The 22,611-nt window shown below is 48.3% G+C and carries 15 protein-coding genes; 11 read left to right on the plus strand and 4 right to left on the minus strand.

All coding sequences use genetic code 11. The features are described from left to right. The first annotated feature begins 22 nt into the window (after positions 1–22). The 11 genes from pckA to L6472_RS13290 all read left to right on the plus strand — a co-directional run bounded on the left by pckA (position 23) and on the right by L6472_RS13290 (position 13,522). Positions 23–1,636 carry a phosphoenolpyruvate carboxykinase (ATP) gene (gene pckA, locus L6472_RS13240; RefSeq protein WP_237805883.1) on the plus strand — a complete coding sequence of 538 codons (1,614 nt, stop codon included), beginning with the start codon at positions 23–25 and terminating at the stop codon, positions 1,634–1,636. A 147-nt stretch (positions 1,637–1,783) separates the two neighbouring features. Further along, on the plus strand, positions 1,784–3,769 hold the full coding sequence (locus tag L6472_RS13245) for a HAMP domain-containing sensor histidine kinase (RefSeq protein WP_237805885.1): 1,986 nt from the start codon (positions 1,784–1,786) through the stop codon (positions 3,767–3,769). 430 nt (positions 3,770–4,199) lie between these two features. Then, positions 4,200–5,456, plus strand: a complete 1,257-nt coding sequence (locus L6472_RS13250) for a DUF6242 domain-containing protein (protein WP_237805887.1) — start codon at positions 4,200–4,202, stop codon at positions 5,454–5,456. Positions 5,457–5,482: 26 nt separating this feature from the next. Further along, on the plus strand, positions 5,483–6,187 hold the full coding sequence (locus tag L6472_RS13255; protein ID WP_237805889.1) for a DUF6089 family protein: 705 nt from the start codon (positions 5,483–5,485) through the stop codon (positions 6,185–6,187). 22 nt (positions 6,188–6,209) lie between these two features. Further along, a complete protein-coding gene (locus L6472_RS13260; protein ID WP_237805891.1) occupies positions 6,210–6,956 on the plus strand; it encodes an isoprenyl transferase in 747 nt (248 codons plus the stop codon). A 49-nt stretch (positions 6,957–7,005) separates the two neighbouring features. Next, positions 7,006–9,696, plus strand: a complete 2,691-nt coding sequence (locus tag L6472_RS13265; protein ID WP_237808037.1) for an outer membrane protein assembly factor — start codon at positions 7,006–7,008, stop codon at positions 9,694–9,696. 113 nt (positions 9,697–9,809) lie between these two features. Then, complete coding sequence (locus tag L6472_RS13270; protein ID WP_370640918.1) at positions 9,810–10,325, plus strand: OmpH family outer membrane protein; 516 nt, start codon at positions 9,810–9,812, stop codon at positions 10,323–10,325. An 87-nt stretch (positions 10,326–10,412) separates the two neighbouring features. Then, complete coding sequence (locus L6472_RS13275; RefSeq protein WP_237805895.1) at positions 10,413–10,925, plus strand: OmpH family outer membrane protein; 513 nt, start codon at positions 10,413–10,415, stop codon at positions 10,923–10,925. Then, positions 10,925–11,473: an OmpH family outer membrane protein gene (locus L6472_RS13280; RefSeq protein ID WP_237805903.1), complete on the plus strand. Its 549-nt coding sequence runs from the start codon at positions 10,925–10,927 to the stop codon at positions 11,471–11,473. Before L6472_RS13275 ends, L6472_RS13280 begins: the two co-directional genes overlap by 1 nt. Beyond that, positions 11,470–12,306 carry a glutamate racemase gene (gene murI, locus L6472_RS13285; protein WP_237805904.1) on the plus strand — a complete coding sequence of 279 codons (837 nt, stop codon included), beginning with the start codon at positions 11,470–11,472 and terminating at the stop codon, positions 12,304–12,306. Before L6472_RS13280 ends, murI begins: the two co-directional genes overlap by 4 nt. A gap of 46 nt (positions 12,307–12,352) precedes the next feature. Next, on the plus strand, positions 12,353–13,522 hold the full coding sequence (locus L6472_RS13290) for a glycoside hydrolase family 3 protein (protein WP_237805906.1): 1,170 nt from the start codon (positions 12,353–12,355) through the stop codon (positions 13,520–13,522). Positions 13,523–13,990: 468 nt separating this feature from the next. Here the strand turns inward: L6472_RS13290 and L6472_RS13295 are convergent, their stop codons facing one another. The 4 genes from L6472_RS13295 to L6472_RS13310 are packed head-to-tail and all read right to left on the minus strand — an operon-like array spanning position 13,991 to position 22,599. Beyond that, entirely contained in the window at positions 13,991–18,016 is a 4,026-nt protein-coding gene (locus L6472_RS13295; RefSeq protein WP_237805908.1) for a hybrid sensor histidine kinase/response regulator transcription factor, read from the minus strand. Then, positions 18,013–19,902, minus strand: a complete 1,890-nt coding sequence (locus L6472_RS13300; protein WP_237805910.1) for an exo-alpha-sialidase — start codon at positions 19,900–19,902, stop codon at positions 18,013–18,015. Before L6472_RS13300 ends, L6472_RS13295 begins: the two co-directional genes overlap by 4 nt. A 3-nt stretch (positions 19,903–19,905) precedes the next feature. Further along, positions 19,906–20,874: a hypothetical protein gene (locus L6472_RS13305; RefSeq protein WP_237805912.1), complete on the minus strand. Its 969-nt coding sequence runs from the start codon at positions 20,872–20,874 to the stop codon at positions 19,906–19,908. A 21-nt stretch (positions 20,875–20,895) separates the two neighbouring features. Further along, the gene (locus L6472_RS13310) at positions 20,896–22,599 is read right to left on the minus strand and encodes a RagB/SusD family nutrient uptake outer membrane protein (protein ID WP_237805914.1); all 1,704 of its coding nucleotides are present in this window, start codon (positions 22,597–22,599) and stop codon (positions 20,896–20,898) included. Positions 22,600–22,611: the final 12 nt, after the last annotated feature.

Raw genomic sequence — 22,611 nt, forward strand, 5'->3', positions numbered from 1 at the left:
TTTTAAATATTCAAAAAGTAAAATGGCAAAGTTAGATTTAACGCAGTATGGCATCACCGGTTCTACCGTGATTGCTCACAATCCTTCGTATGAGACTCTGTTTGCAGAGGAGACTAAGGCTGAGTTGACTGGCTATGACAAGGGTCAGAACACTGAGCTGAACGCTGTTAACGTGATGACTGGTATCTATACCGGCCGTTCACCTAAGGACAAGTACATTGTTTGCGACGCACAGAGCAAAGACAAGGTATGGTGGACTTCTGAGGAGTACAAGAACGACAACCACCCCATGAGCGAGGACGTATGGGCAAAGGTTAAGGAGATTGCCGTTAAGGAGCTCTGCAACAAGAATCTGTATGTAGTTGACGCATTCTGCGGTGCTAACGAGGGTACTCGTCTGGCCGTTCGCTTCATCGTTGAAGTTGCTTGGCAGGCACACTTCGTTACAAACATGTTCATTCAGCCTACCGCTGAGGAGCTGGAGAACTTTGAGCCTAACTTCGTAATCTATAACGCTTCTAAGGCAAAGGTTGAGAACTACAAGGAGCTGGGTCTGAACTCAGAGACTTGCGTTGCCTTCAACACAACAAGCCGCGAGCAGGTCATCATCAACACATGGTACGGTGGTGAGATGAAGAAGGGTATGTTCTCTATGCAGAACTACTACCTCCCCCTGCAGGGTATCGCTTCTATGCACTGCTCTGCCAACACCGACATGGAGGGTAAGAACACCGCTATCTTCTTCGGTCTGTCTGGTACAGGTAAGACCACTCTGTCAACCGATCCTAAGCGTCTGCTGATTGGTGACGACGAGCACGGATGGGACGACGAGGGCGTCTTCAACCTCGAGGGCGGTTGCTACGCTAAGGTTATCAACCTGAGCAAGGAGAACGAGCCCGACATCTACGGTGCTATCAAGCGTAACGCTCTGCTGGAGAACGTAACCGTTGACGCAGAGGGTAAGATCGACTTCGCTGACAAGAGCGTAACCGAGAACACTCGTGTAAGCTATCCTATCGACCACATCGAGAAGATCGCTCAGAAGGTTAATGGTAAGAGTGCAGGTCCTGACGCTAAGAACGTGATCTTCCTGTCAGCTGACGCATTCGGCGTACTGCCCCCAGTATCTATCCTGACTCCTGAGCAGACCAAGTACTACTTCCTGTCTGGTTTCACAGCTAAGCTGGCTGGTACAGAGCGTGGCATCACCGAGCCTACTCCTACATTCTCTGCTTGCTTCGGTCAGGCATTCCTCGAGCTGCACCCCACAAAGTACGCTGAGGAGCTGGTTAAGAAGATGGAGAAGAGCGGTGCTAAGGCATACCTCGTCAACACTGGTTGGAACGGTACCGGCAAGCGTATCTCTATCCCCGACACACGTGGTATCATCGACGCTATTCTGGATGGCAGCATCCTGAAGGCTCCCACCAAGAAGATTCCTTTCTTCGATTTCGAGGTTCCAACAGAGTTGCCTAACGTAAATTCTGGTATCCTTGATCCCCGCGACACTTATGCTTCTGCATCTGAGTGGGAGGAGAAGGCTAAGGATCTGGCTGCACGCTTCATCAAGAACTTCAAGAAGTATGAAGGCAATGAGGCTGGTAAGGCACTTGTTGCTGCTGGTCCAAAGCTCTAAAATTGGAGCGAAACTGCGCCTCAAAGGCGTAAGTTTTGGGCTGAAAATTGAAAGATTTGTTAAATCCTTCACAATAGAAGAGGTAAGGCTTTGCTTTACCTCTTTTTTTTGTATCTTTGCACAACCAAAACCTTTAAAACCCTTATCATGAAGAAGAGTTGCAGTTTCATCCTGCCACTGATGAACATTTTCCCCTCTCGCCGACTGTGCCTCGCAGGTACTGCTCTAATTTTATTACTCTCGGCTTGCAACAACCCCACTACCCCCTTTGCTGCTGACACCACGGTTGATTCCATATGGGCCGATTCTGCTTATCAAAGAGCAAAAAAAGCTGAATTCTACTATAACAACAATCTACGAGACTCCTTGTTCGTACAAGTAAAAGAAGACATGGAGTTCGACAAAGAACATAAACAATGGGATTGGTACTACTATTCATGGATGCTACTGGTCAACAAATGCACCTTTGGTGGTGATGTCAAACGCGCACTGGAAGAGGCAAACCTCATGCATACTGATGCAACAAAACGCAACAATGCGTATGGATTGGCTTTGGCCAAATACACAACAGCATTAGTCTATGCCTGCCAGGAGAACTACGAAGAAGCAACCATTGGATTTAAAGAGGCTTTAAGACGCTATCCTAAGGATTGTGATCCATCTGTGCTCTTTGTCATTTACTACTACTACAGCAGCACGCTGGAGGAAAAGAATGATCAGGAAAGCAATGAGGAAGTGCTTTCTCTCTGGAAAGCTGCACTCGATAAAACTTTCCAAGAAAGCGATAAGTACGATGATACCAAAGCATTATGGCTCTATCAGTATTACAAAGCACTTTTTGGATACCACTTTTCACAAAAGGATCTTGTTCAGGCTACAGCAGACCTCGACTCAATGCAATACTATGTAGAACATAGCGGCAACACTGTTTATGGCGTGACATACCTCACTGGTTCGCGTTCAAAACTAGCATTAGCATCGAAAGACTACGCTAAGGCCATTAGCTATAATAATAAAGAATATATAGAAAGCAAGAAACTGGGCCCCACCATCTATATTAAGGCAGTAGAACGGCGTGCTGAGATTCTGGAAGCCATGGGTAAATATCGTGAGGCTCTGATGTTGAGGAACGAATTCGAACGTCTTAAAGACTCACTGAACCAGGTTGACAGCCAACACGAACTGAACGAGATGACAAAACGCTATGAACTTGACGAACTACGTTCGCAACAAGAGAAGGAAAAAGGAGAACTCAAGCAGCGGCAGATGAACTTCATCGTGGCTTTTGCCATTATCCTCCTCATCATTTTATTTATAGTCAGCATCATCCGACATCGCTCAAGACTACGCCTTGCTCAAGAACACCAGAAATTAATAGATGCCTATAAACAACTGACCATCGCCAACGAGAGGGCCGAAGAGTCGTCAAAGATGAAGACCATGTTCATCAAACAGATGTCGCACGAGATTCGAACACCACTGAATATTCTATCCGGCTTTACTCAGGTCTTAACGGCACCCGATGTGGAACTAGACAACGAGACGCGTGCAGAAGTGAATGAACGTATTACAAAAAACACCGCCCGCATCACCGAACTGGTTAATAAGATGCTGGAACTCAGTGACGCCAGCAGCACATCGGTCATCGAAAAGAAGGACAACATATCTGTTGAACAAATAATCATTAGCGCCATTGAGGCGGTAGGAATGTCATCGTATAAGATGATTGACTTTCAATCAGAGATTACACCCAAGGCAAGCAATGTTACATTGCTTACGAACTACGACCAGTCTGTGCGGGCACTATCGCTGATTCTTGATAACGCGCGCAAATTTCTACAAAAACCTACAGGCGAAGCCAATGGTCAGTCTATGGGCAAGATACGCTTGATGGTGCGACTTGAAAAAGACAAAAACATAGTATTCTCCGTTGAAGACTCTGGCATCGGCGTGCCACCCTCAGAAGCAGAACATATCTTTGAAGAATTCGTTCAGTTGGATTCGTTTTACGAAGGTATGGGAATCGGCCTCACAGTGGCACGAAGTATAACACGACGATTGGGAGGCGACATCGTTCTTGACACCACCTTCAGGAGGGGTGCACGATTCATTATGACACTCCCTTTGAGTTAAAAAGTATTGTTTTCCGGCCCCAAAGTCTTTATTTATTTAAAATCGTGTTATAAATGCGTTAAGAAATGTGTATTTATGATACAACTGAAAGAAATTCTTTGTAACTTTGCACTCGTAGTCGAGATGACTATACACGTTATTCATTAGGTTAGTAGTTAATAGATTTAAGGTAAAGATTATGTTATTAGATTTTCCGACGGCCTTGTAAGTTTAACCAATTGGCGACTTACATCCGTTGAAAGGAGCGCGGGGTGAGTGATTCATACCGCGCTCTTTTTATGTTTATTTTGAAAGAAGATAGCGCATAAAAACCTAAAACAACTTAAAATAGGACAAAGAATGATATTTTTTCATTAATAATAAGGTGAAAAAGTTCGCTAATTGAGGAATTGTTTTTACCTTTGCACCTAAATTGTTTAAACAATAAAAAATGAAAAGAGTTTTTAGGAACCTTGGCGTACTGCTGATGGCATCCATCATGCTAACCTCATGCTTGGGCGACGGTGATACGGAAGAAACAACCCTATATAGCGATGTGGCCATCACATCCTTCACATTGGGGACGCTGAATAGAGACACCCATACCACCTCGTCAACGACAGGCAATGATACAATCATCAGGACCACGTTGACTGGCTCTGACTATAAAATGACCATCGACCAGTTGGGACATCAGATATTCAATCAGACTCCTCTACCCCAAGGCACAGATATCAAGCATGTCATTTGCACAGTGACCTCAAAGAACAACGGATGGCTGACACTGAAATCTATGACAAGCGATTCCTTGTCATGGTATAGTTCTTCGGACTCTATCGACTTCTCTCAGCCACGCACATTCCGTGTCTTTGCCGTTGACAACTCGGGCTATCGTGACTACACCGTAAAACTGAATGTCAATACTACCGAAGGGTCGGAATTCGGGTGGACGAAAGAAAAGGATGATGCTGCCCTCGCTGGCTGGACAGCTAAGAAATTGGTTCCTTTCGCTGACACCATAAGACTAGTTGACGAGGGCGTGGTGATGAGAGCTGGTAAGGGCTATCGTATCAACGGTCAGGGCTATGTGGAATCATCAGAAGACTTAGAGAGCTGGTCTTTGGCTGATGGTGTCGTTTACAGCAATCCCAACCTCAAGCAACTGTTGGGAGCTAGCAGCAAAGAACTCTATGCACTGGGCAATGACGGTCTTTTGAAAGTCTCTGCCGATGCTTACGGAAAAGACTGGGCCAACGAGACACTTGACGACAAAGCCTCACTGCTGCCTGCCGACAATATCGCTATAACTAGCTGGCCCTACGCATCGGCCAACAACACCGACTATGTACTCATGGTTGGCAACGCTTCGTTTGCCGACGGCCAGACATCTGTATGGCGCAAGCTGAGCTGCTACGACGCAGAAGCCGACAACAAGTGGGTATTCATGGGGCTAGACGATAGCAACCGCTACACACTGCCCGCCCAAGATCATCTGTCGCTGACCTGCTACAACGGTCATGTACTGGCCCTTGGCGATGCCAAGACCATCTACGAGAGTCGAGATCAAGGCATCACATGGCGTGAAGTGTCCGGCTATCAGCTGCCCACCTCTGTTCAAGGCACACAATTTAGCATGACCACCGACTCGCAAGGACGCCTTTGGATACTCACCAACAGTGGTCAACTGTGGAAAGGCAGTAAGAAGTAGAACCAAAGAAGACAGGGCTTTTGACAATGCGATTCCTTATCCTCACAACATGCCTGCTGCTAAGCGTTCTTGAAACAAGAGCACAGGATGAGCCTGAATACCGCATGGAAATTGGTGCCGGAGCAGGTTTCCAGAGCTATGTGGGCGATTTGGACGCTAACCTGCTGAGAGGACAAAGTCCGTTGGCTGGATTGGTCGCAAAATACAAGCCGAACCCTCGCACTGCATGGGCCGCCAACCTTCGCTTTGGCAAATTGGAAGGCTCGTCAGCACATATTGAGACCACCTACCCTTTGTTGGAAGGTCAAGCATGGAAGTTTAACACGAAAACAGTGGACCTTGATGTCTCTTTCGAATACAACTTCTGGCCCTACGGCACAGGACAAGAATACCACGGTGCACGTCCCTTTACGCCATTTATTGCACTGGGTATGGGTCTCACCTTTGCCAATGCCGACGTTTCTGGACTTGAGGCTTTCAAGCGTTCCTCAGCTGGTTTCCAGATGCCTTTTGGCATAGGCATCAAATATAAGGTTGCCAATCGTCTGAACCTTTCAGCAGAATGGCTGATGCACTTCACAGGCACCGACAAGCTCGACGGACTGGCAGACCCTTACGGCATCAAGAGCAGCGGACTTTTCAAAAACACCGATTGCTACAGCACCTTGCAGTTATCACTTACCTACGACCTATGGACGAAGTGTAAGACCTGCATGAATGACGACGATTAATAATGAAACAATAATAAGCATTATGGAATATGCATTAGATATGACGCGCATCCCCCAGCACATTGCCATCATCATGGACGGCAATGGTCGGTGGGCCATGGAACGTGGCAAGGAGCGCACCTATGGTCATCAGGCCGGAGTGGAAACCGTGCGCCGCATCACCAAGGAATGCGTACGATTGGGCGTGAAATACCTCACGCTATACACCTTCTCTACAGAAAACTGGAATCGCCCAACCGATGAGGTAGCCGCCCTCATGGGACTGGTACTAACCTCTCTTGAGGACGAAATCTTCATGAAGAACAACGTACGTTTCCGCGTGATAGGCGACCGTAGCCGTATTTCTGCCGAAGTCAACAAGAAACTCGATGAGACAGAACAACATACTGCTCATAATAGCGCCATGACCATGGTCGTAGCACTCAGCTACTCATCAAAACTTGAGATTGCAAAAGCGACTCAGAGCATAGCACAGCAGGTTAAGGACGGTTTGCTTCATGTTGACGATATCAACGAGACAACTATCTCTCAAAACCTATGGACCAACTTCATGCCCGATCCAGACCTGCTGATTCGTACTGGCGGCGAGCTGCGCATATCCAACTATCTATTGTGGCAGATAGCCTATTCCGAGCTGTATTTCTGCGATACCTATTGGCCAGCCTTTATGGAACAAGACCTACAGAAGGCTATCTGTAGCTATCAGCAGCGTCAGCGTCGTTTTGGCAAGACCGAAGCACAGGTTGAGGATGAGAAGAATGAAAAGTGAACAGAAAAAGATGAATAACAAGATAATATATAATATGGTGAAGACTGGTATGAAGAAGACGAGACTCATAATCTGCACAACTGTTCTCCTTCTGCAGGCATCACTATTCTCTTTAAGCGCACAGAACACCATTGTCAATCCCGACATCTCTTATGCGGGAACACCACGCCAGTGCACCATCGGGGGCATCAGGACTGAAGGTGTGGAAGGCTACGAGGATTATGTGCTCATCAACTTATCAGGTCTCTCCGTTGGTCAACAAATCGAAGTACCAGGTGCTGAGATTACTGAAGGCGTGAAACGCTACTGGAAGCACGGACTGTTCTCAAAGGTGTCTATCACCGCCGACTCTATCGTTGACTCACGTGTCTATCTCTGCATCCATTTGGCTTTACGCCCTCGCATCTCTGCCATTAACTATACTGGCGTAAAAAAGAGCGAGCGCGAAGACCTTGAGTCGAAACTTGGCATGGCAAAAGGCATGAGTTTAACCAAGAACCTTATTGACCGTGCAAAGATTCTAGCCAAGAAGTATTTCGACGACAAAGGTTATAAGAATGCAGAGATTGAGATATCACAACATGACGACGTGACTGGCAAGAATCAGGTTGTACTGGATGTAAACATCGACAAGAAAGATAAGATGAAGATACGTCACCTTATCTTAGATGGTAACAAGCAACTCTCTGACAGTAAGATTAAAGGTAGCTTGTTCAGAAAAGGTGCCTTTGGCAAGATTCATGAAGCAGGCAAATTGTCGTCTTTCCTGAAATCAAAGAAGTTCACCCCCGAACGCTACCAAGAGGCCAAAGAGAAACTCATTGAACGCTATAACGAGCTGGGCTTCCGCGATGCTACCATCGAGGAGGACTCTATCTGGAACAACGACGAGAAACACCTTAACATCTACCTAAAGATCGACGAAGGACAGAAATACTACCTCCGTAACATCTCATGGGTTGGTAACACCGTGGTAAACACCGACTACCTTGATGCTGTTCTTGGCATGAAGAAGGGTGACGTGTACAACCAGAAACTGATGGACAAGCGCCTGAAAACCGATGATGACGCCGTTGGCAACTACTATTACAATAATGGTTACGTATTCTCCAGCGTTGACCCAACGGAAATCAATATCGTTGAAGACTCTATCGATATTGAAATACGTATCCACGAGGATCGTCAGGCACATCTGAGCCATGTGCGCATCTTTGGTAACGACCGCCTCTACGAAGAAGTCGTACGTCGTGAGTTGCGCACCAAGCCCGGTGACTTATTTAACAAAGAGGCTTTGACACGTTCCTACCGCGATATTGCCTCTATGGGTTACTTTGACGCCGAGGCTATCGACCCGAAGGTGGAACCCAACTACGAAGACGGCACAGTAGATATCAACTGGAATCTGGAGCAGAAGTCTAACGACCAGCTGGAGCTCTCACTGGGTTGGGGACAGACAGGTATCATCGGCCGCGTAGGTATTAAGTTCAACAACTTCTCGCTGCGCAACCTTTTGGGAAAGAACAAACTGCACCGCGGCATCCTGCCTGCAGGCGACGGCGAACAGATCGGCCTCAGCTTCCAGACCAACGGTCGCTACTATAGTTCACTGAGCGGTAACTACTCTACAGGTTGGTTTGGCGGCAAGCGTCCTAACGCCTTTAACATTGGTGCCTACTACTCTAAGCAGAGCGACGTGTCGAGCAACTACTATAACCAGTCGTGGATGAACAGCTATATGTACTCATCTTATGGTTACGGCATGTATAATGGTGGCTACTACAACAACTACGAGAGTTTCCTTGACGACGACAAATACGTGAAACTGTTCGGACTGTCTGTAGGATGGGGTAAGCGTCTGCGCTGGCCCGATGACTACTTCCAGTTCTCGGCCACCCTGGCCTATCAGCGCTATATGCTGAAAGACTGGCGTTATTTCCTCATTTCTAATGGTAACTCAAACAACCTCAACCTGTCTTTGGCACTCACACGAACATCGACAGACAACCCCCTGTTCCCACGTCATGGTTCAGAGTTCTCGCTTAGCGTAACTCTCACCCCACCCTGGTCACTCTTTGACGGCAAGGACTACAAGAACCTGGCTCTGGCATCAACTTACGAGCATGACCAGGAACGCTACCAGGCCGAACAGCAGGAGAAATACCGTTGGGTTGAGTATCATAAGTGGAAGTTCAAGAGCCGCACGTTTACTGCCCTCACCGGTGGTCAGAAGTGCTTCGTGCTGATGACCCGCGTAGAGTTCGGTTTGCTGGGAGCCTACAACCAGCACAAGAAGTCACCTTTCGAGACTTTCTATGTGGGTGGCGACGGTATGAGTGGATACAGCACCAGCTATGCTGAGGAGACTATCGGCCTTCGCGGTTACGAGAATGGTTCTCTCTCTTATTCTGCCAACGTAAAAGCTGGAACAACTGGTGGATATGGTTACTATGATGCCTATGCCTACGACCGCTTCACTCTGGAACTTCGCTATCCCTTCATGCTAGGCAACACGACCATCTATGGTCTCACCTTCCTCGAGGGTGGTAATGCCTGGGCCAACACCCGCAGTTTCAATCCCTTCGACATGAAGCGTTCTGCCGGTATCGGCGTACGCATCTACTTGCCTATGGTTGGTTTGATGGGTATCGACTGGGCCTATGGTTTCGACAAGGTGTACAATGGCTCTGGATGGAACAAGGGCGGCAGCCAGTTCCACTTCATCTTAGGACAAGAATTTTAAGTGAAGAGAAACGTGAAGAGTAACGAATCTGCTTCTGCACTCTTACACAACGCTCTTCTTAACTATAAAAAGAAAGGAAAGATATGGAAAAGAAATTAATGGTAAGACGAATCATGACATTAGTCATGCTAATGGTTCTTCACGCTTCATTCTTCGCTCTTCACTCAATGGCACAGAAGTTTGCCTTGGTAGATATGGACTATATCTTCAAGAACATCCCCGCCTATGAGCGAGCCAACGAGCAACTCTCACAGGTGTCAAAGAAATGGCAAGCCGAAGTTGACGCTCTGACAACCGAAGCACAGACCATGTACAAGAACTACCAGAACGAGGTGGTATTTCTCTCAAAAGAACAAAAGAAGGCAAAGCAGGATGCCATCATGGAAAAAGAGAAGCAGGCTGCCGACTTAAAGAAGAAATATTTCGGTCCCGAGGGCGAGTTGTTTAAAAAACGCACCGCACTCATGACCCCCATACAAGACGAGGTCTATAACGCCATCAAGGACGTGGCCGACTTCCGTGGCTACCAGTTAGTTCTTGACCGTGCCAGCGACACAGGCATCATCTTCGGTTCGCCAAAGATAGACATCAGCGAAGAGGTGCTCAAGAAGTTGGGTTACTCTTATTAATATATGTTGTTTTTGCAATACCGATAGGTTAGCATATCAGCAACTACAGGAAACGACACTATTAAAAATAACAAAATCATAACAACAATGAAAAAGATTATTCTTTGCGCTATTTGCGCCATTTGCAGCTTCACTGCTGCATCAGCACAGAGTGCTCCTAAGTTCGGCCACGTAAACACCCAGGAGATTATCCAGGCCATGCCCGAGTTTACTGCAGCCCGCACTGAGATCGAGAAACTCACACAGCAGTACGAGGCCGACCTCAAGTCTATGCAGGAAGAACTGCAGAAGAAGGCAGAAGCCTTCGAGAAGGAAGAGGCTACTCTGCCCGAGAACATCAAGACCCGTCGCAACCAAGAGTTGCAGGACCTCTACCAGCGCATACAGCAGACCTACCAGGACAACCAGCAGGCTCTTGGCAAGGCTCAGCAGGAGAAGATGCAGGGCATCCAGACCAAGGTGCTCGATGCCATCAAGGCCGTTGGTCAGGAGGGTGGCTATGTTTACATCATGGACACCACAGCCGGCATTCCCTTCATCAGCACCACACTTTCAACCGATGTAACTGCTTCTGTCAAAGCTAAGCTGGGTCTGAAATAATGAAGAAATACCTATTATTAATCATGATGATGGTGTCGCTGCCTCTTCTGGCTCAGGAGAGTAGCGACACCACCATCGTTACCCCGCGTCATCCCGTCATCTGTATTGGCTATCTGAGCTACGACGACGCTCTTACGACCATGCCCGAGTACGAAGGTGTGCAACAGCAGATGAAGGACCTTCGTGCGGCTTACGAAGCCGAGATGAAACGCGTAGAGAAAGAGTTCAACACTAAGTATGAGGCATTCCTCGACGGACAGAAGGACTTCCCACGCACCATTCTCTTGAAGCGACAGACCGAACTGCAGGAACTTCTGGAGCGCAATATCCAGTTCAAGAAGCAAGGACGCGAAGATATTCAAAAGGCCGAACGCGATGCGATGGCACCACTAAAGCTCAAACTGAAAGAGGCTATTGCCAAGGTGGCACAAGAACAAGGACTGGCCCTCGTGGTGAATACCGACTCAAATGCCTGTCCTTTCATCGAACCCCAGATGGCCGTTGACATCACCCTCGACGTCAAGGAACTACTGAATCAAACCAAATGAAGCTTCCCTCCACAGCCGGTCCCATCGGCATCTTCGATAGCGGATATGGCGGACTGACCATCCTGCATGGCATTCGTCAACTGCTGCCCGACTACGACTACCTGTATCTCGGCGATAATGCCCGTGCACCCTATGGTCCACGTTCTTTCGACGTGGTCTATGAGTTCACCAGACAGGCTGTGTTGCGACTTTTCGAGATGGGCTGCCACTTGGTCGTCCTGGGGTGCAACACCGCCTCAGCGAAGGCGCTACGCACCATCCAGCAGGTCGATCTGCCACAGTGGGATTCCAACCGTCGTGTGCTGGGCGTCATCCGTCCCACAGCCGAAGTCATTGGTTCGCTCACCCATAGCCGTCATGTAGGCGTGCTGGCCACCGAAGGCACCATCAAGAGCGAGAGCTATAACTTAGAAATCCACAAGCTGCATCCAGACATCACCGTCTCGGGTGTGGCTTGTCCTTTTTGGGTACCACTGGTAGAGTATAACGAGGCCGACAGTCCCGGTGCCGACTATTTCGTCAAGAAGCGCATCGACCAAATCATGCGCCTCGACCCAGAGATAGACACCATCATCCTCGGCTGCACGCACTACCCGTTGCTGATGCCCAAGATACTGAAGTATCTGCCCTCAGGCGTCCGCGTCGTTCCACAAGGTGAGTATGTGGCCGACAGCCTGAAGCACTATCTGCAGCGCCATGCCGACCTAGACAGCCTCTGTTCGAAAGGCGCCACAGTCCACTATCTCACCACCGAGAATCCCCAGAAGTTCAAGGAGCAAGCGCAAATCTTCCTCCACGAACCCGTAGAGGTGGAAAACATCACCCTTGGCTGAGAATTCTTTATCGGATAACAACTAACCAATAATAACGACACATTTAATGAAGAAAAATCTATGGATGCTTACCGCCATCCTGACAACCTGCGGTAGTTTGTTTTTTACTTCGTGTTCAGACGATAACACCACAACCGTTCCCGATGTCATAGAACAGCAACTGCAACAGATGACCCTTCGCGAGAAGATTGGTCAGATGTTCATGACCCGCATCGAGTCGCTCGACACCACCATCCACACCCATGACTATGCGCCCATAAAGACACAAGAGGTCAATCAGACTATGACCAACGTCAATGCCGATTATCCCGTTGGTGGCATCATCCTCTATGCTCACAACATCAACGACGAGACACAGCTGACACATTTCGTTTCACAGATACGCAGCTTTAAGGGAGCACCTATGCTCTGCATCGACGAGGAAGGCGGTCGCGTGGCACGCATCGGTAACAACCCCAACTTCAACGTTGACAAGATACAGCCCATGGGCACCATCGGAGCCACAGGCGACCCACAGCAGGCTTACAACGCTGCCAACTACATTGGTACTTATCTGTACCGCTATGGCTTCGACGTTGACTTTGCACCCGTTGCCGACGTCAACACCAACCCCGACAATATCGTCATTGGTGCCCGTGCTTTCAGCGACGACCCCGAAGTGGCCGCCACAATGGTTGTCAGTTATCTGCAGGGACTGAAAGACGCAGGCATCACCGGATGTATCAAGCACTTCCCCGGTCATGGCGACACCAAAGCCGACACGCACTATGGCTACGCCCAGTCACTGAAGACCTGGGACGAGATTAGCAACTGCGAGATGATACCCTTCCGTGCAGGTATCAACTGGGGCTGTCAGCTCATCATGACTGCTCATATCTCACTGCCCAACGTATCAGGAGCCGACATGCCCTCTACCCTTTCCAGCTACATTCTGCAAGACAAGCTTCGTAAGGAGATGGGCTATAAGAACGTCATCGTTGCCGACGCCATGGAGATGGGAGCCATCACTCAACAGTACAACAACGTAGAAGCCACGCTGCTGGGCATACAGGCAGGCCTTGACATCATCCTCAACCCCTACAACCTTGTAGAGGCCTTCGATGCCGTTGTCGATGCCGTCAACAAGGGCACCATCAGCGAAGCGCGCATCGACGAGAGCGTGCGACGCATCCTGAAGCTGAAGCAGAGCCTGCGTCAGCCCACCAGCAAGAAATAAGCATTCGTACATCGGCTCAGTAGAAATTTAGTAGGCTCAATTGCAATTGCGTAGGTTTCGCGATGCTCCCAGAGTCTTGAATTGGCATTTCCAGAGTCTGAAGAGGGCCGTTTTTAAAGTCTAAAAGCACGTATTCTAAAGTCTAGAAGAGGCATTTCTGAAGTCTAAAACCGAAGCTTTCATTTCTGGTCTAGCCCCTGGATGCTCTACATCCAGCCCTTAGAACAACCGCATCCAGGGGCTAAAACGACCCGTTCCAGGGGCTGGATGCGCCACATCTAGGGGCTGGGCGGACATCAAAAGTAAAGCTATGACAACGCAAAAGCGAAACTATAACAAGACGAAAACAGCACTATGACAGTGCGAAACCGTTCCTATTCCGACCAAGAACAACGCCACCACGACCCTCCCTCTGGAGGGCTGGGCTGGGGTTCCTTTTGGAGGATCGACGAAAGGCAGGCCCTACGATTAATGTTCCTTGATATAATCCGTAGGACTCTTTCCAGTAAACTTCTTGAACTTCTTTGAGAAATAGTTAGGGTCAGAGAATCCGCTGCGATAAGCCGTCTCCGACACTTTATAGCCTTCGTCCATCAATCGGCAGGCATACTGTATGCGCTTGTGGTTGATATACTCACTGATAGACATATTGAAAAGACTCTTCATCTTAACATGAAGCAGCGTGCGACTGACGTTCATCTCGGAGGTGATATCAGCCACACAAAGGTCACCGTTGCAGATATTCTGATCTATATAGGCATTGATGCGCACAATAAACTCCTGGTCCAGCTTGTTCAGATGCGGCACTTCCTTCTCCTCTTCAACGGGCGTCTTGAGCAAAGCATCCTGACGAGCCTTCAAGAGCTGAATCATATTGTTCACCTGAAGGTCGAGTGCCTGCGGATCGAAAGGCTTTGGAATATAAGCCTCAGCACCACTCTGATAGCCCTCAATAAAGTCCTGCTGCTGATTCTTAGCCGTCAGCAGGATGACGGGAATGTGCGAGGTGGCCACATCGCTCTTCAACCGATGGCACATCTCTATACCATCCATGCGTGGCATCATCACATCGCTGATAATCAGCATCACGTCGTTTGACTGTGCCATCTTCAAGCCCTCATCGCCATCACGCGCTGTGAAAACGCGGAAATGAGGCGAGAGATAGTCGGCCAAGAACAGCCGCAACTCATCGTTGTCCTCCACAATGAGGATGGCATTCTTCTTTTCCTCACCATCTTCGGTCTGTTCTGTGGCAGGAAAGAACGACGTGGTAACCTTAGCAATATGATAGTCGTCGATAGATGCGAGCGTCTTAGCATCGCCAACCAGACTCTTCTCGTCGAAAGCACGTCTGTCCACATTCACCCATACCTGAAAGTCGGAGCCCCTGTTTACCTCGCTTTCCAAACCAATGAAACCCTTATGAATCTCCACCAGGCGCTTCACCAGCGAAAGTCCGATACCCCATCCCGTTGTACCAACAGAGACACCGCGAGGCGTCTGATAGAACCGATTGAAGATGTTCTGCTGCTCTTCCTTCACAATGCCTATACCATTGTCTATCACCTCAAAGAACAGGTAGTTAAAGATATCGCCCTCGCGATTCTTTATCGCAGCATTAACGATCACCTCGCCACCGTTCTTCGTATATTTAAAGGCATTAGTCAGGAGGTTGTTTAAGATACGCTCTACATAGAACGGCGAGAACCACACCTCCTCGCCATTATCCTCACAGCGCACATAGAAGGCGATGCTCTTCTCGCGTGCCACATCCTGGAAGGCAGCTGTCACACGGTGGATGAACGCCAGCGGGTCACCTTTCTGCAAATAAAAGGGGAAGTTGTCGCTTTCCACCTTGTTAAAGGTCACCAGCTCGTTGATAAGTTCCTCCATCTTCCCCGTGTTATGAATGGCCATATCCAGATGCTTGCGTTCATCCTCAGGAATGTTTTCACGGTGAATGCTTTTCAAGGGGGCGACAATCAGCGAAAGCGGGGTCTTCAGTTCGTGAGACACCGTCGTAAAGAAGCTCGACTTCGCCTTGTCCAATTCCTCTATCTTCTCTTTCTCCATCAGCGCCATCCTTGTCTGGTTGCGCGCCTCCATACGGTGTGTGTACTGCCGTTGTATGTAGCCCACGATGAGTACCAGTATGATGAGATAAAAGACGTAAGCCCATTTAGAGCGATAGAAGGGTGGCTTCACAACAATCTGTAGCACCGTCTCCGGACACTGATCCCAGTTCTCACTGCTATTGTTTGCCCTGAGATGCAGCACATAAGTGCCAGGAGCCAGATTATAAGCCGTAAAACGATGCTCGTTGCCAGCCTCCTGCCACGTCTCATGAATACCCTCCACCCATATCTGATAGTTGATGCTACTGTTATTGGCAGGGATGATAACACCATAGTCAATGGCAAAAGAGCGACTTTGCTCATAGGAAAGCGTTACTTTACTCGTCGCATTCAGTTCCTTTACCAACGGCGAATCGTTCATGCCCGCATCCACCAGCTTTCCGTTGATGGTCAACTGCTTGAGGAACACCTTATAAGCCACCTTACCGCCGTCCAGTTTCTTCGGATTGAAACAGACCAGTCCATCGACTGTTCCAAAGTAAAGGGTACCATTAGAACAGCAAAGAGAAGAAGAGAAATTAAACTGATTCGTGGGTAATCCGTTCTCTGTTGTAAACCGCGTCAGCGCCCGTGTCCTGGAATCATAGCGGAACAGGCCACGGCTGGTGCTAATCCATATGTTCCCATAGCTATCGCCAATGATGCTGCAAACGGTGCATTGCTGTAGCGTTGGTTCGCCTTCAATCTGATAGAACTTACCCGTTTTCGGATGGAACGTCTGCAGTCCGTTGTTGTTTGTGCCCAACCAAACGACACCGTCTTTAGCCACATAGATACTCGTCACGTAGTTGTCTTTCAACCCTTCCTTAGATGAAGATGCTTTCCATGCCTTCACCTTGCCCGTCTTGCCATCAATACGAAAGAATCCATTGGAGGTTGTTCCCGCCCAGATATTATTCGCATCATCGGCTGTCAGCGTATAGACAAAATGGTTATCCAGAAAGTCATGTCCTATCTTCAAGAACGAGTCCGACTTGTCATCATACCTGCGTAGTCCCTGTGTCGTAGCCACCCACAGTTGTCCGTCTCGCTGCTTGGCAAAGCTGAACACGCTGTTTGACGTAAATCCAGGAACCAGCTCATAACGTTTCTTCGCTTTGCTGTTCAGATTATACCTGAACAAGCTATTGCGGAAGGTACCTATCCACATGTCGCCCGTATGCTCGTCGTAATAAAGGCTATGGATGTTCGTGCCTATCTCAGGAATGGCTGTAAAGGGATGTAGCACCCTCTTCTGCATGTCCAAGATGTTCAGTCCGCCATCTTCCGTAGCAATCCAAATCATACTCTGTCCCACCTCGGCCATCATGCGTGCCACCTTACCACGCAGGTTGTATGGTTCCTTGCCAGGCACAATCCATTGGAAGGTGCTATTGTTTTGCAGCAACAGGTCAACGCCACCGAAATAGGTACCTATCCAAGCGTTATTATCACGATCGAAGATGATGTCGTAGATGGCATTGTCAGAAAGCAAATCCTTGTTCGACAAGTCCTGTCGGATGATGTCTATCTGTCCGTCCTGTCGGATAATGGTGATGCCTTGCTCCGTTCCCAACCATATATTGTGCGAGGCATCCTCACGTATCACCCGGACCGTGCCGTCCGACAGCACCTGCGGCTCATATATCTTCATCTGCCGGCTCTTGAGGTCGATGACCTCCACACCTTTTCCATTACGTCCTATCCACAAGCGATTACTCGTGTCGAAGAACAAAGGACATATACCATCAGCTCCCGTCAGGAAGTCGTAGTATTCCGATGGCAGATGCTCTATGCGCTTCATGTCTTTATCATAATAGTAGATGGAATTGTTGGTGGCCACGAATACCCGTCCTCTTCTGTCGGCAGCCACAGCAAGATTGAAGCCCTCACCTATCGATGGTATCGCATTGAAACGGTCGTTCTCCTCATCATAGACATATACATCGGCTCCGGCTGCAATGATACGCCCGGATGTTGTCTCCGTGATACAAGGCACCTGTCGGTCTGGGTAGTCGTAGTTCACGAAGTCGTTCGTCGTATTGCGATATCGACTGATACCCTCTTCCGTACCTATCCACAGACGGTGCTTACTGTCAATAAAAAGATCCTTGATGAAATTATGGCGCAGAGAATGAGGGTTGCCATCATCGTGGAAATAGGTTCGCATGCCGTAGCCGTCGTAACGTGCCAGACCATTACGTGTGCCAAACCAAATATAGCCATTGCCATCCTGAGCAATAGCCTCAACCTGCTGGTGCGGCAGGCCTTTCTGACTGGAGATGTGCTGGAAACGAATACCGTCAGCCCGTATGACCATTGCCAGAAGGAGCAATGGGCATAACAGGAGTAACCGGAGTTCGTTTCTTCTCGTCATCATTTCATCATCACTTTATGTGTGCTCGTAGAACCATCAGCATGCTGCTGACGCACAATGACAGGTGCTCCCCTCTTACGAAGAAGAGGGAAGCTATTGTCATTCGTTTGTTTTATTAATCGTCCTTGAAGGTCGTAGATACCGACCTTGTTGGTCTTGTTGCTTACCTTCGTATCTTGAACGGCTGATGCGTCATGAGGTTGCAGATAGAAGTCCATCCACGACCACGACTCGTCGCGCTTGGCATCAGGCAGCATCTCGTAGTTCAATGTCGCATTGTCGGTACTGCGATTCTGCAACATTACATTCACACGCATGTGTGTGCCATTGGGACGTGTTTCCTTAGAGAATCCTAAACGTTCCCAGGGAATGGCCGCCTCAACAATATAATAACGGTTGGTGCCGCCACGCTTGTAATTCACGCCAAGCGTATCTGCACTCATGGCATTCCATTGCCACGAACTGGTGCCATTGCCTTTAGCCACTCGCATCTTCCCATTGGCCATAAATTGGAAGCGGAATGTTCCTTCTGAAATAATTTGGTCAGAAGAACTATTCTTGGTATCAATGAACAACGTGACACCATCGCCATTAGAGCCACTTGAAACCTGATCGGTGTCTGACACGCGCGAAGTGAAATAGAGCGAATCCTCATCATAGGCAAAGTCGCCTGTGAAACGCATGCCGTTCTGCATACCAAGTATCATCTGTGTAGCCGTAGCACCATAATAGCCCTCGTTGCGCGTTTGCACACCATCAATCATCGTTTTGGCAAACGGGGCCTGCAACATTCTTACGGCATAGCCTTTCTCCATATAGACACCGCCACCCACCAAGTTTCCTACAGCCACGACGACACCTGTATCAATCACGCTGACGGAGTTCCACATATAGTCCTCGTTGGCACTGGTCTTGAAAGGATTGCTCATAGCCTTGAAACTCTGCGCCTTTTCATCACCCACATAGACCATCATTTCGTATTTCCCGTTGTAATGAGTCTGGTGCGACAAGACCGTCTCGCCCCAAGGCAACTTTCGGATATAGGGAGCACCACCCTTGACCTGTGCGGCCACATAATCGCGGTTGATGGCCTGCCAACGGTTTATCGAAGGATAAGGCACAAAGCGCTTCCAGTTGTCCTTGACAGCACAGACAGCTATTGTTGGAATGAAGTCGCCAACGCCCGGCCATCCTGGATTCTCAAAACAGAGAGCAATACTGTCGTTATCCAGAATGACAGCCGACGGCATTCCGTCGCGACTACCAGAATGGTAGGCCACAGTCTTTGGTGCCGTCCATGTAGCCCCCTTATCATAAGAGCGACAGATGGCTATGCGCTGGTCATCATTACTGGTATAGGGAGTCTCGTCTGCAAAGTAAAGATGCACCTCTCCATCGGGCATTTCCAGGAAAGCCGGCTCCCAACAACCGTCCCTGAAGTCATAGTTTCCGTCAAACACTGCGATATCGTCGCTCCAAGTCTTTCCGTTGTCGATGCTTCGCTTCAGGTGAATACCAAATAGGCGATCGGCAGAATAAGGAGCCGAAGGTCGAGGGTTATAGGCAACAAGGATGGTGCCGTCGCTCAACTGAATCAGATCGGGCGCACACTCAGGGATGTTCCCGTTCATCACTATCTTAGTAGGAGCGGTCCACGTATTGCCCTTGTTGCTGCTAAAGGCTATATCAATGCCTTTGTTCTCACAAACAGCCATCAGCCTACCGTCCTGCAGCTCTATCATTCGCGGATAGCCGCCACTGGAAAAAATCTGTTTCTTGGTAGCCGTATCCCAGAAGATACGAGAACCTGTATAGGGAGCCTTACTACCTGCATACACACCTTGCAGACAGAAAAGTATCACGAGAAAAAATGAGAATATCTGTTTCATTGTTCAAAGGATTTCAAAAGTAATAATAGATGTTGCTTTCACACGACTGTTCTCTGGCGCTGTTGTTACAAGGGTATAGATGCCCTCCTGTGTTAAGTCGATGGTAGCGCCAGATGGTATCTCTCTCCCATTAATATAAAACTTCTCATTGTCTTTTATATTGTGTAAGAGGGTGACATTTCTCTTGTCCGTCCCCTCAGGAAGCGCAAACTGATAAGTCAGTGCATCCTGATTGAAAGCATTACGAACCAACACGCCGTCAACACCATTCAGTGAGATAGAAGTAAACTCCGGATAGATAAGTGTATAGAGTTTATAATCGCGCACAGAGCCAAAGTCTGATTCCACCTTGATGCTATGCGTCTTGGTCAAGTCATAATAGGTCTTGGCTGCCCAAAGCACATCGTCAACATAGATTTTCGATGAGTCTGACTCTATATCGAAACTCAGTCGCTGCTTTTCGGCTTTCAGCGCCACCTCTCGATTGTTATACACCTGCTTGGAAGGAAGGCGAAGCACCCAGTCGCTACTCTCTTCCAGCAACTCTGCATAATAGACATTGGGGGTGATGCTGGAGTAAACCCTGTCGATGGTTGTCACATCATCCTTCACCACGACGTCAAAAGCTATTGTGTCACTGCTCAGACTGCCACCCATATAGGTATCGTAAGTGGAAGCTACCACCACCACATGAAACTCTCCAGGCACACTATACGAATAGGAGAAATGTCCTTTGTTCATTGCAAAACCGGTATCTCCTGCCTTACGATTGACATAGCTGTGTCCCTCATCACCAGGCCACACCACAACTTGGTCGGCTACGCCCGTAAAGGAAATCTGTGCACTTTGATTGATTTCCAGTTCCGTCTCACTGATTGTGGCACTGGCAACGGGTGTGCGAGCACTCTCGTTTTCGTCAGAGCATGCCACCAAAAGGAGACCCATCATTATAATAGCAAATATTTTCTTCATGTTCGCTTATGTTTCTATTTATTAATAGCCATAATTCTGTTTCACCACACCATTCGACACATCGACCTCCGTCTGAGGGATAGGCATCAGCTCATGCACACCTTCACGGAAGTAAGCACCACGACGAGTAGCACGATACTGAGCAAAGTTGTGAAGAGTCTTGGCTGCAATTCCCTGACGAACCAGGTCGAAATAACGGTCCCATTCGAAGGCAAACTCCATGCGACGCTCGCTCCATATCTGATCGCGAATGTAACCATAGCCACCAGCCACATAAAGTTTCGTAGAACTATTAAGCGTGTTAACTTGTGCCTTACACTTGTTCAGGTTGGCAAGCGCCTCCTCACGATGACCACTCTCATTCAGTGCCTCGGCATACATCAGCACTACATCGGCATAGCGCAAGATGCGACGGTTTTTGCCATTGTCGCCAGCATACTTTGGCTTATCCTTCTTGGGCGTGTACCATTTCAGTGACACATAGTTACCCTCACCACCTTGCCATATCTCTCCATCGAAGGTCTGTCCTTGGTGATGGATGGTGAAATCCTTTCTGACGTCAGTGTCAAAGATATTACTCAGCAACTGATCGGTGGCATACATCTTCACCTGACCAACATTGAAAAACTCCAATCCCTGTCCTTCGTTGGTGTCACCACTTGTACCATCAGCACTTTCCTTGAAGTTTACCTCCCATATAGAGCCTTTGCTGAACTCGCCGTCGTTATAGAACTGGTAAAGATACGATAGTTTGTCACCATTATGAAGAGCATTACCGTAGTAATCCTTATACTCCAAAGAATAGACATTGTTCATGGTAGGCAAGGTCGTAGTAGGACTCTCATACTCACTCGTGTTCTGTGTTCCGTTCTGTATCAGCGAAACAGGCTTGAACCAGAGACGCTCACGCAGGGTTTCCCAGTCTTCCTTACCATCGTATTTCAACATCTGTGCAAAGGTCATTGTGGCATTATCAACCATGTACTGTCCCAGTTCCACCATTTCATTCCATTTCTCGGAAGGCACGCCTGGCTTCGCCTCATACATCAGCACTTTCATCAGCAGGGCGATGGCAGCACCACGAGTCACTTTACCCAGATCAGAAGAACTGGTATAGACATTCGGTAACATGATAGCAGCTTCACGCAAGTCTTTCTCTACATAAGCATAGCACTCCTCCAAGGTAGAGCGAGGCACAACCAGTGAGTCTACACTTTCCTGCTCAGGACGAATGGGCACACCGCCAAAGGTCTTAATCAGATTAAAATAATAGTATGCACGCAAGAACTTCGCCTGACCATAGATCCAGCGCACCTGATTATAGGTAGACAACTGGTCGTTGGTGATGCGTACTCTGTGGATGTTATAGATTACTTGGTTGGCACGATGAATACCTTTATAGTTCACGCGCCAGCGCTGCAGAATCCATGTGTTCGATGTATTGAAACGGAAGTTCACCAACTGTCCCATCTGTGATGACAGTCCTTCATCAGTACCAAACACATTGTCGCCCATTGCCTCTCCGAAACGCCATTCCTGGTCGTTGTATTCATCCGACTGCAACTCATCATAGACAGCATCAAGAGCACTTTGCATCTTATATTGCGTATTGTAATAGTTCTCATCGGTAGCATTGCCCAGCACATCCTTATCCAGGAAGTCATCACAGGCTGTCAGCGAGAAAGCTATCGCAAAAACAGATATTTTATAAAAAAGTTTGTTCATAGTTGTTCAAAT

The organism is Prevotella sp. E13-17 (assembly GCF_022024035.1).
Lineage (GTDB): Bacteria > Bacteroidota > Bacteroidia > Bacteroidales > Bacteroidaceae > Prevotella.

Excerpts from the sequence above, each read along its gene's own strand:
- L6472_RS13310 (WP_237805914.1), bottom strand. The coding sequence starts at position 22,599 with ATGAACAAACTTTTTTATAAAATATCTGTTTTTGCGATAGCTTTCTCG.
- L6472_RS13260 (WP_237805891.1), top strand. The coding sequence starts at position 6,210 with ATGGAATATGCATTAGATATGACGCGCATCCCCCAGCACATTGCCATC.
- L6472_RS13290 (WP_237805906.1), top strand. The coding sequence starts at position 12,353 with ATGAAGAAAAATCTATGGATGCTTACCGCCATCCTGACAACCTGCGGT.
- L6472_RS13255 (WP_237805889.1), top strand. The coding sequence starts at position 5,483 with ATGCGATTCCTTATCCTCACAACATGCCTGCTGCTAAGCGTTCTTGAA.
- L6472_RS13270 (WP_370640918.1), top strand. The coding sequence starts at position 9,810 with ATGACATTAGTCATGCTAATGGTTCTTCACGCTTCATTCTTCGCTCTT.
- L6472_RS13245 (WP_237805885.1), top strand. The coding sequence starts at position 1,784 with ATGAAGAAGAGTTGCAGTTTCATCCTGCCACTGATGAACATTTTCCCC.
- L6472_RS13250 (WP_237805887.1), top strand. The coding sequence starts at position 4,200 with ATGAAAAGAGTTTTTAGGAACCTTGGCGTACTGCTGATGGCATCCATC.
- L6472_RS13295 (WP_237805908.1), bottom strand. The coding sequence starts at position 18,016 with ATGATGACGAGAAGAAACGAACTCCGGTTACTCCTGTTATGCCCATTG.
- pckA (WP_237805883.1), top strand. The coding sequence starts at position 23 with ATGGCAAAGTTAGATTTAACGCAGTATGGCATCACCGGTTCTACCGTG.
- L6472_RS13300 (WP_237805910.1), bottom strand. The coding sequence starts at position 19,902 with ATGAAACAGATATTCTCATTTTTTCTCGTGATACTTTTCTGTCTGCAA.
- L6472_RS13305 (WP_237805912.1), bottom strand. The coding sequence starts at position 20,874 with ATGAAGAAAATATTTGCTATTATAATGATGGGTCTCCTTTTGGTGGCA.
- L6472_RS13275 (WP_237805895.1), top strand. The coding sequence starts at position 10,413 with ATGAAAAAGATTATTCTTTGCGCTATTTGCGCCATTTGCAGCTTCACT.
- L6472_RS13280 (WP_237805903.1), top strand. The coding sequence starts at position 10,925 with ATGAAGAAATACCTATTATTAATCATGATGATGGTGTCGCTGCCTCTT.
- L6472_RS13265 (WP_237808037.1), top strand. The coding sequence starts at position 7,006 with ATGAAGAAGACGAGACTCATAATCTGCACAACTGTTCTCCTTCTGCAG.
- murI (WP_237805904.1), top strand. The coding sequence starts at position 11,470 with ATGAAGCTTCCCTCCACAGCCGGTCCCATCGGCATCTTCGATAGCGGA.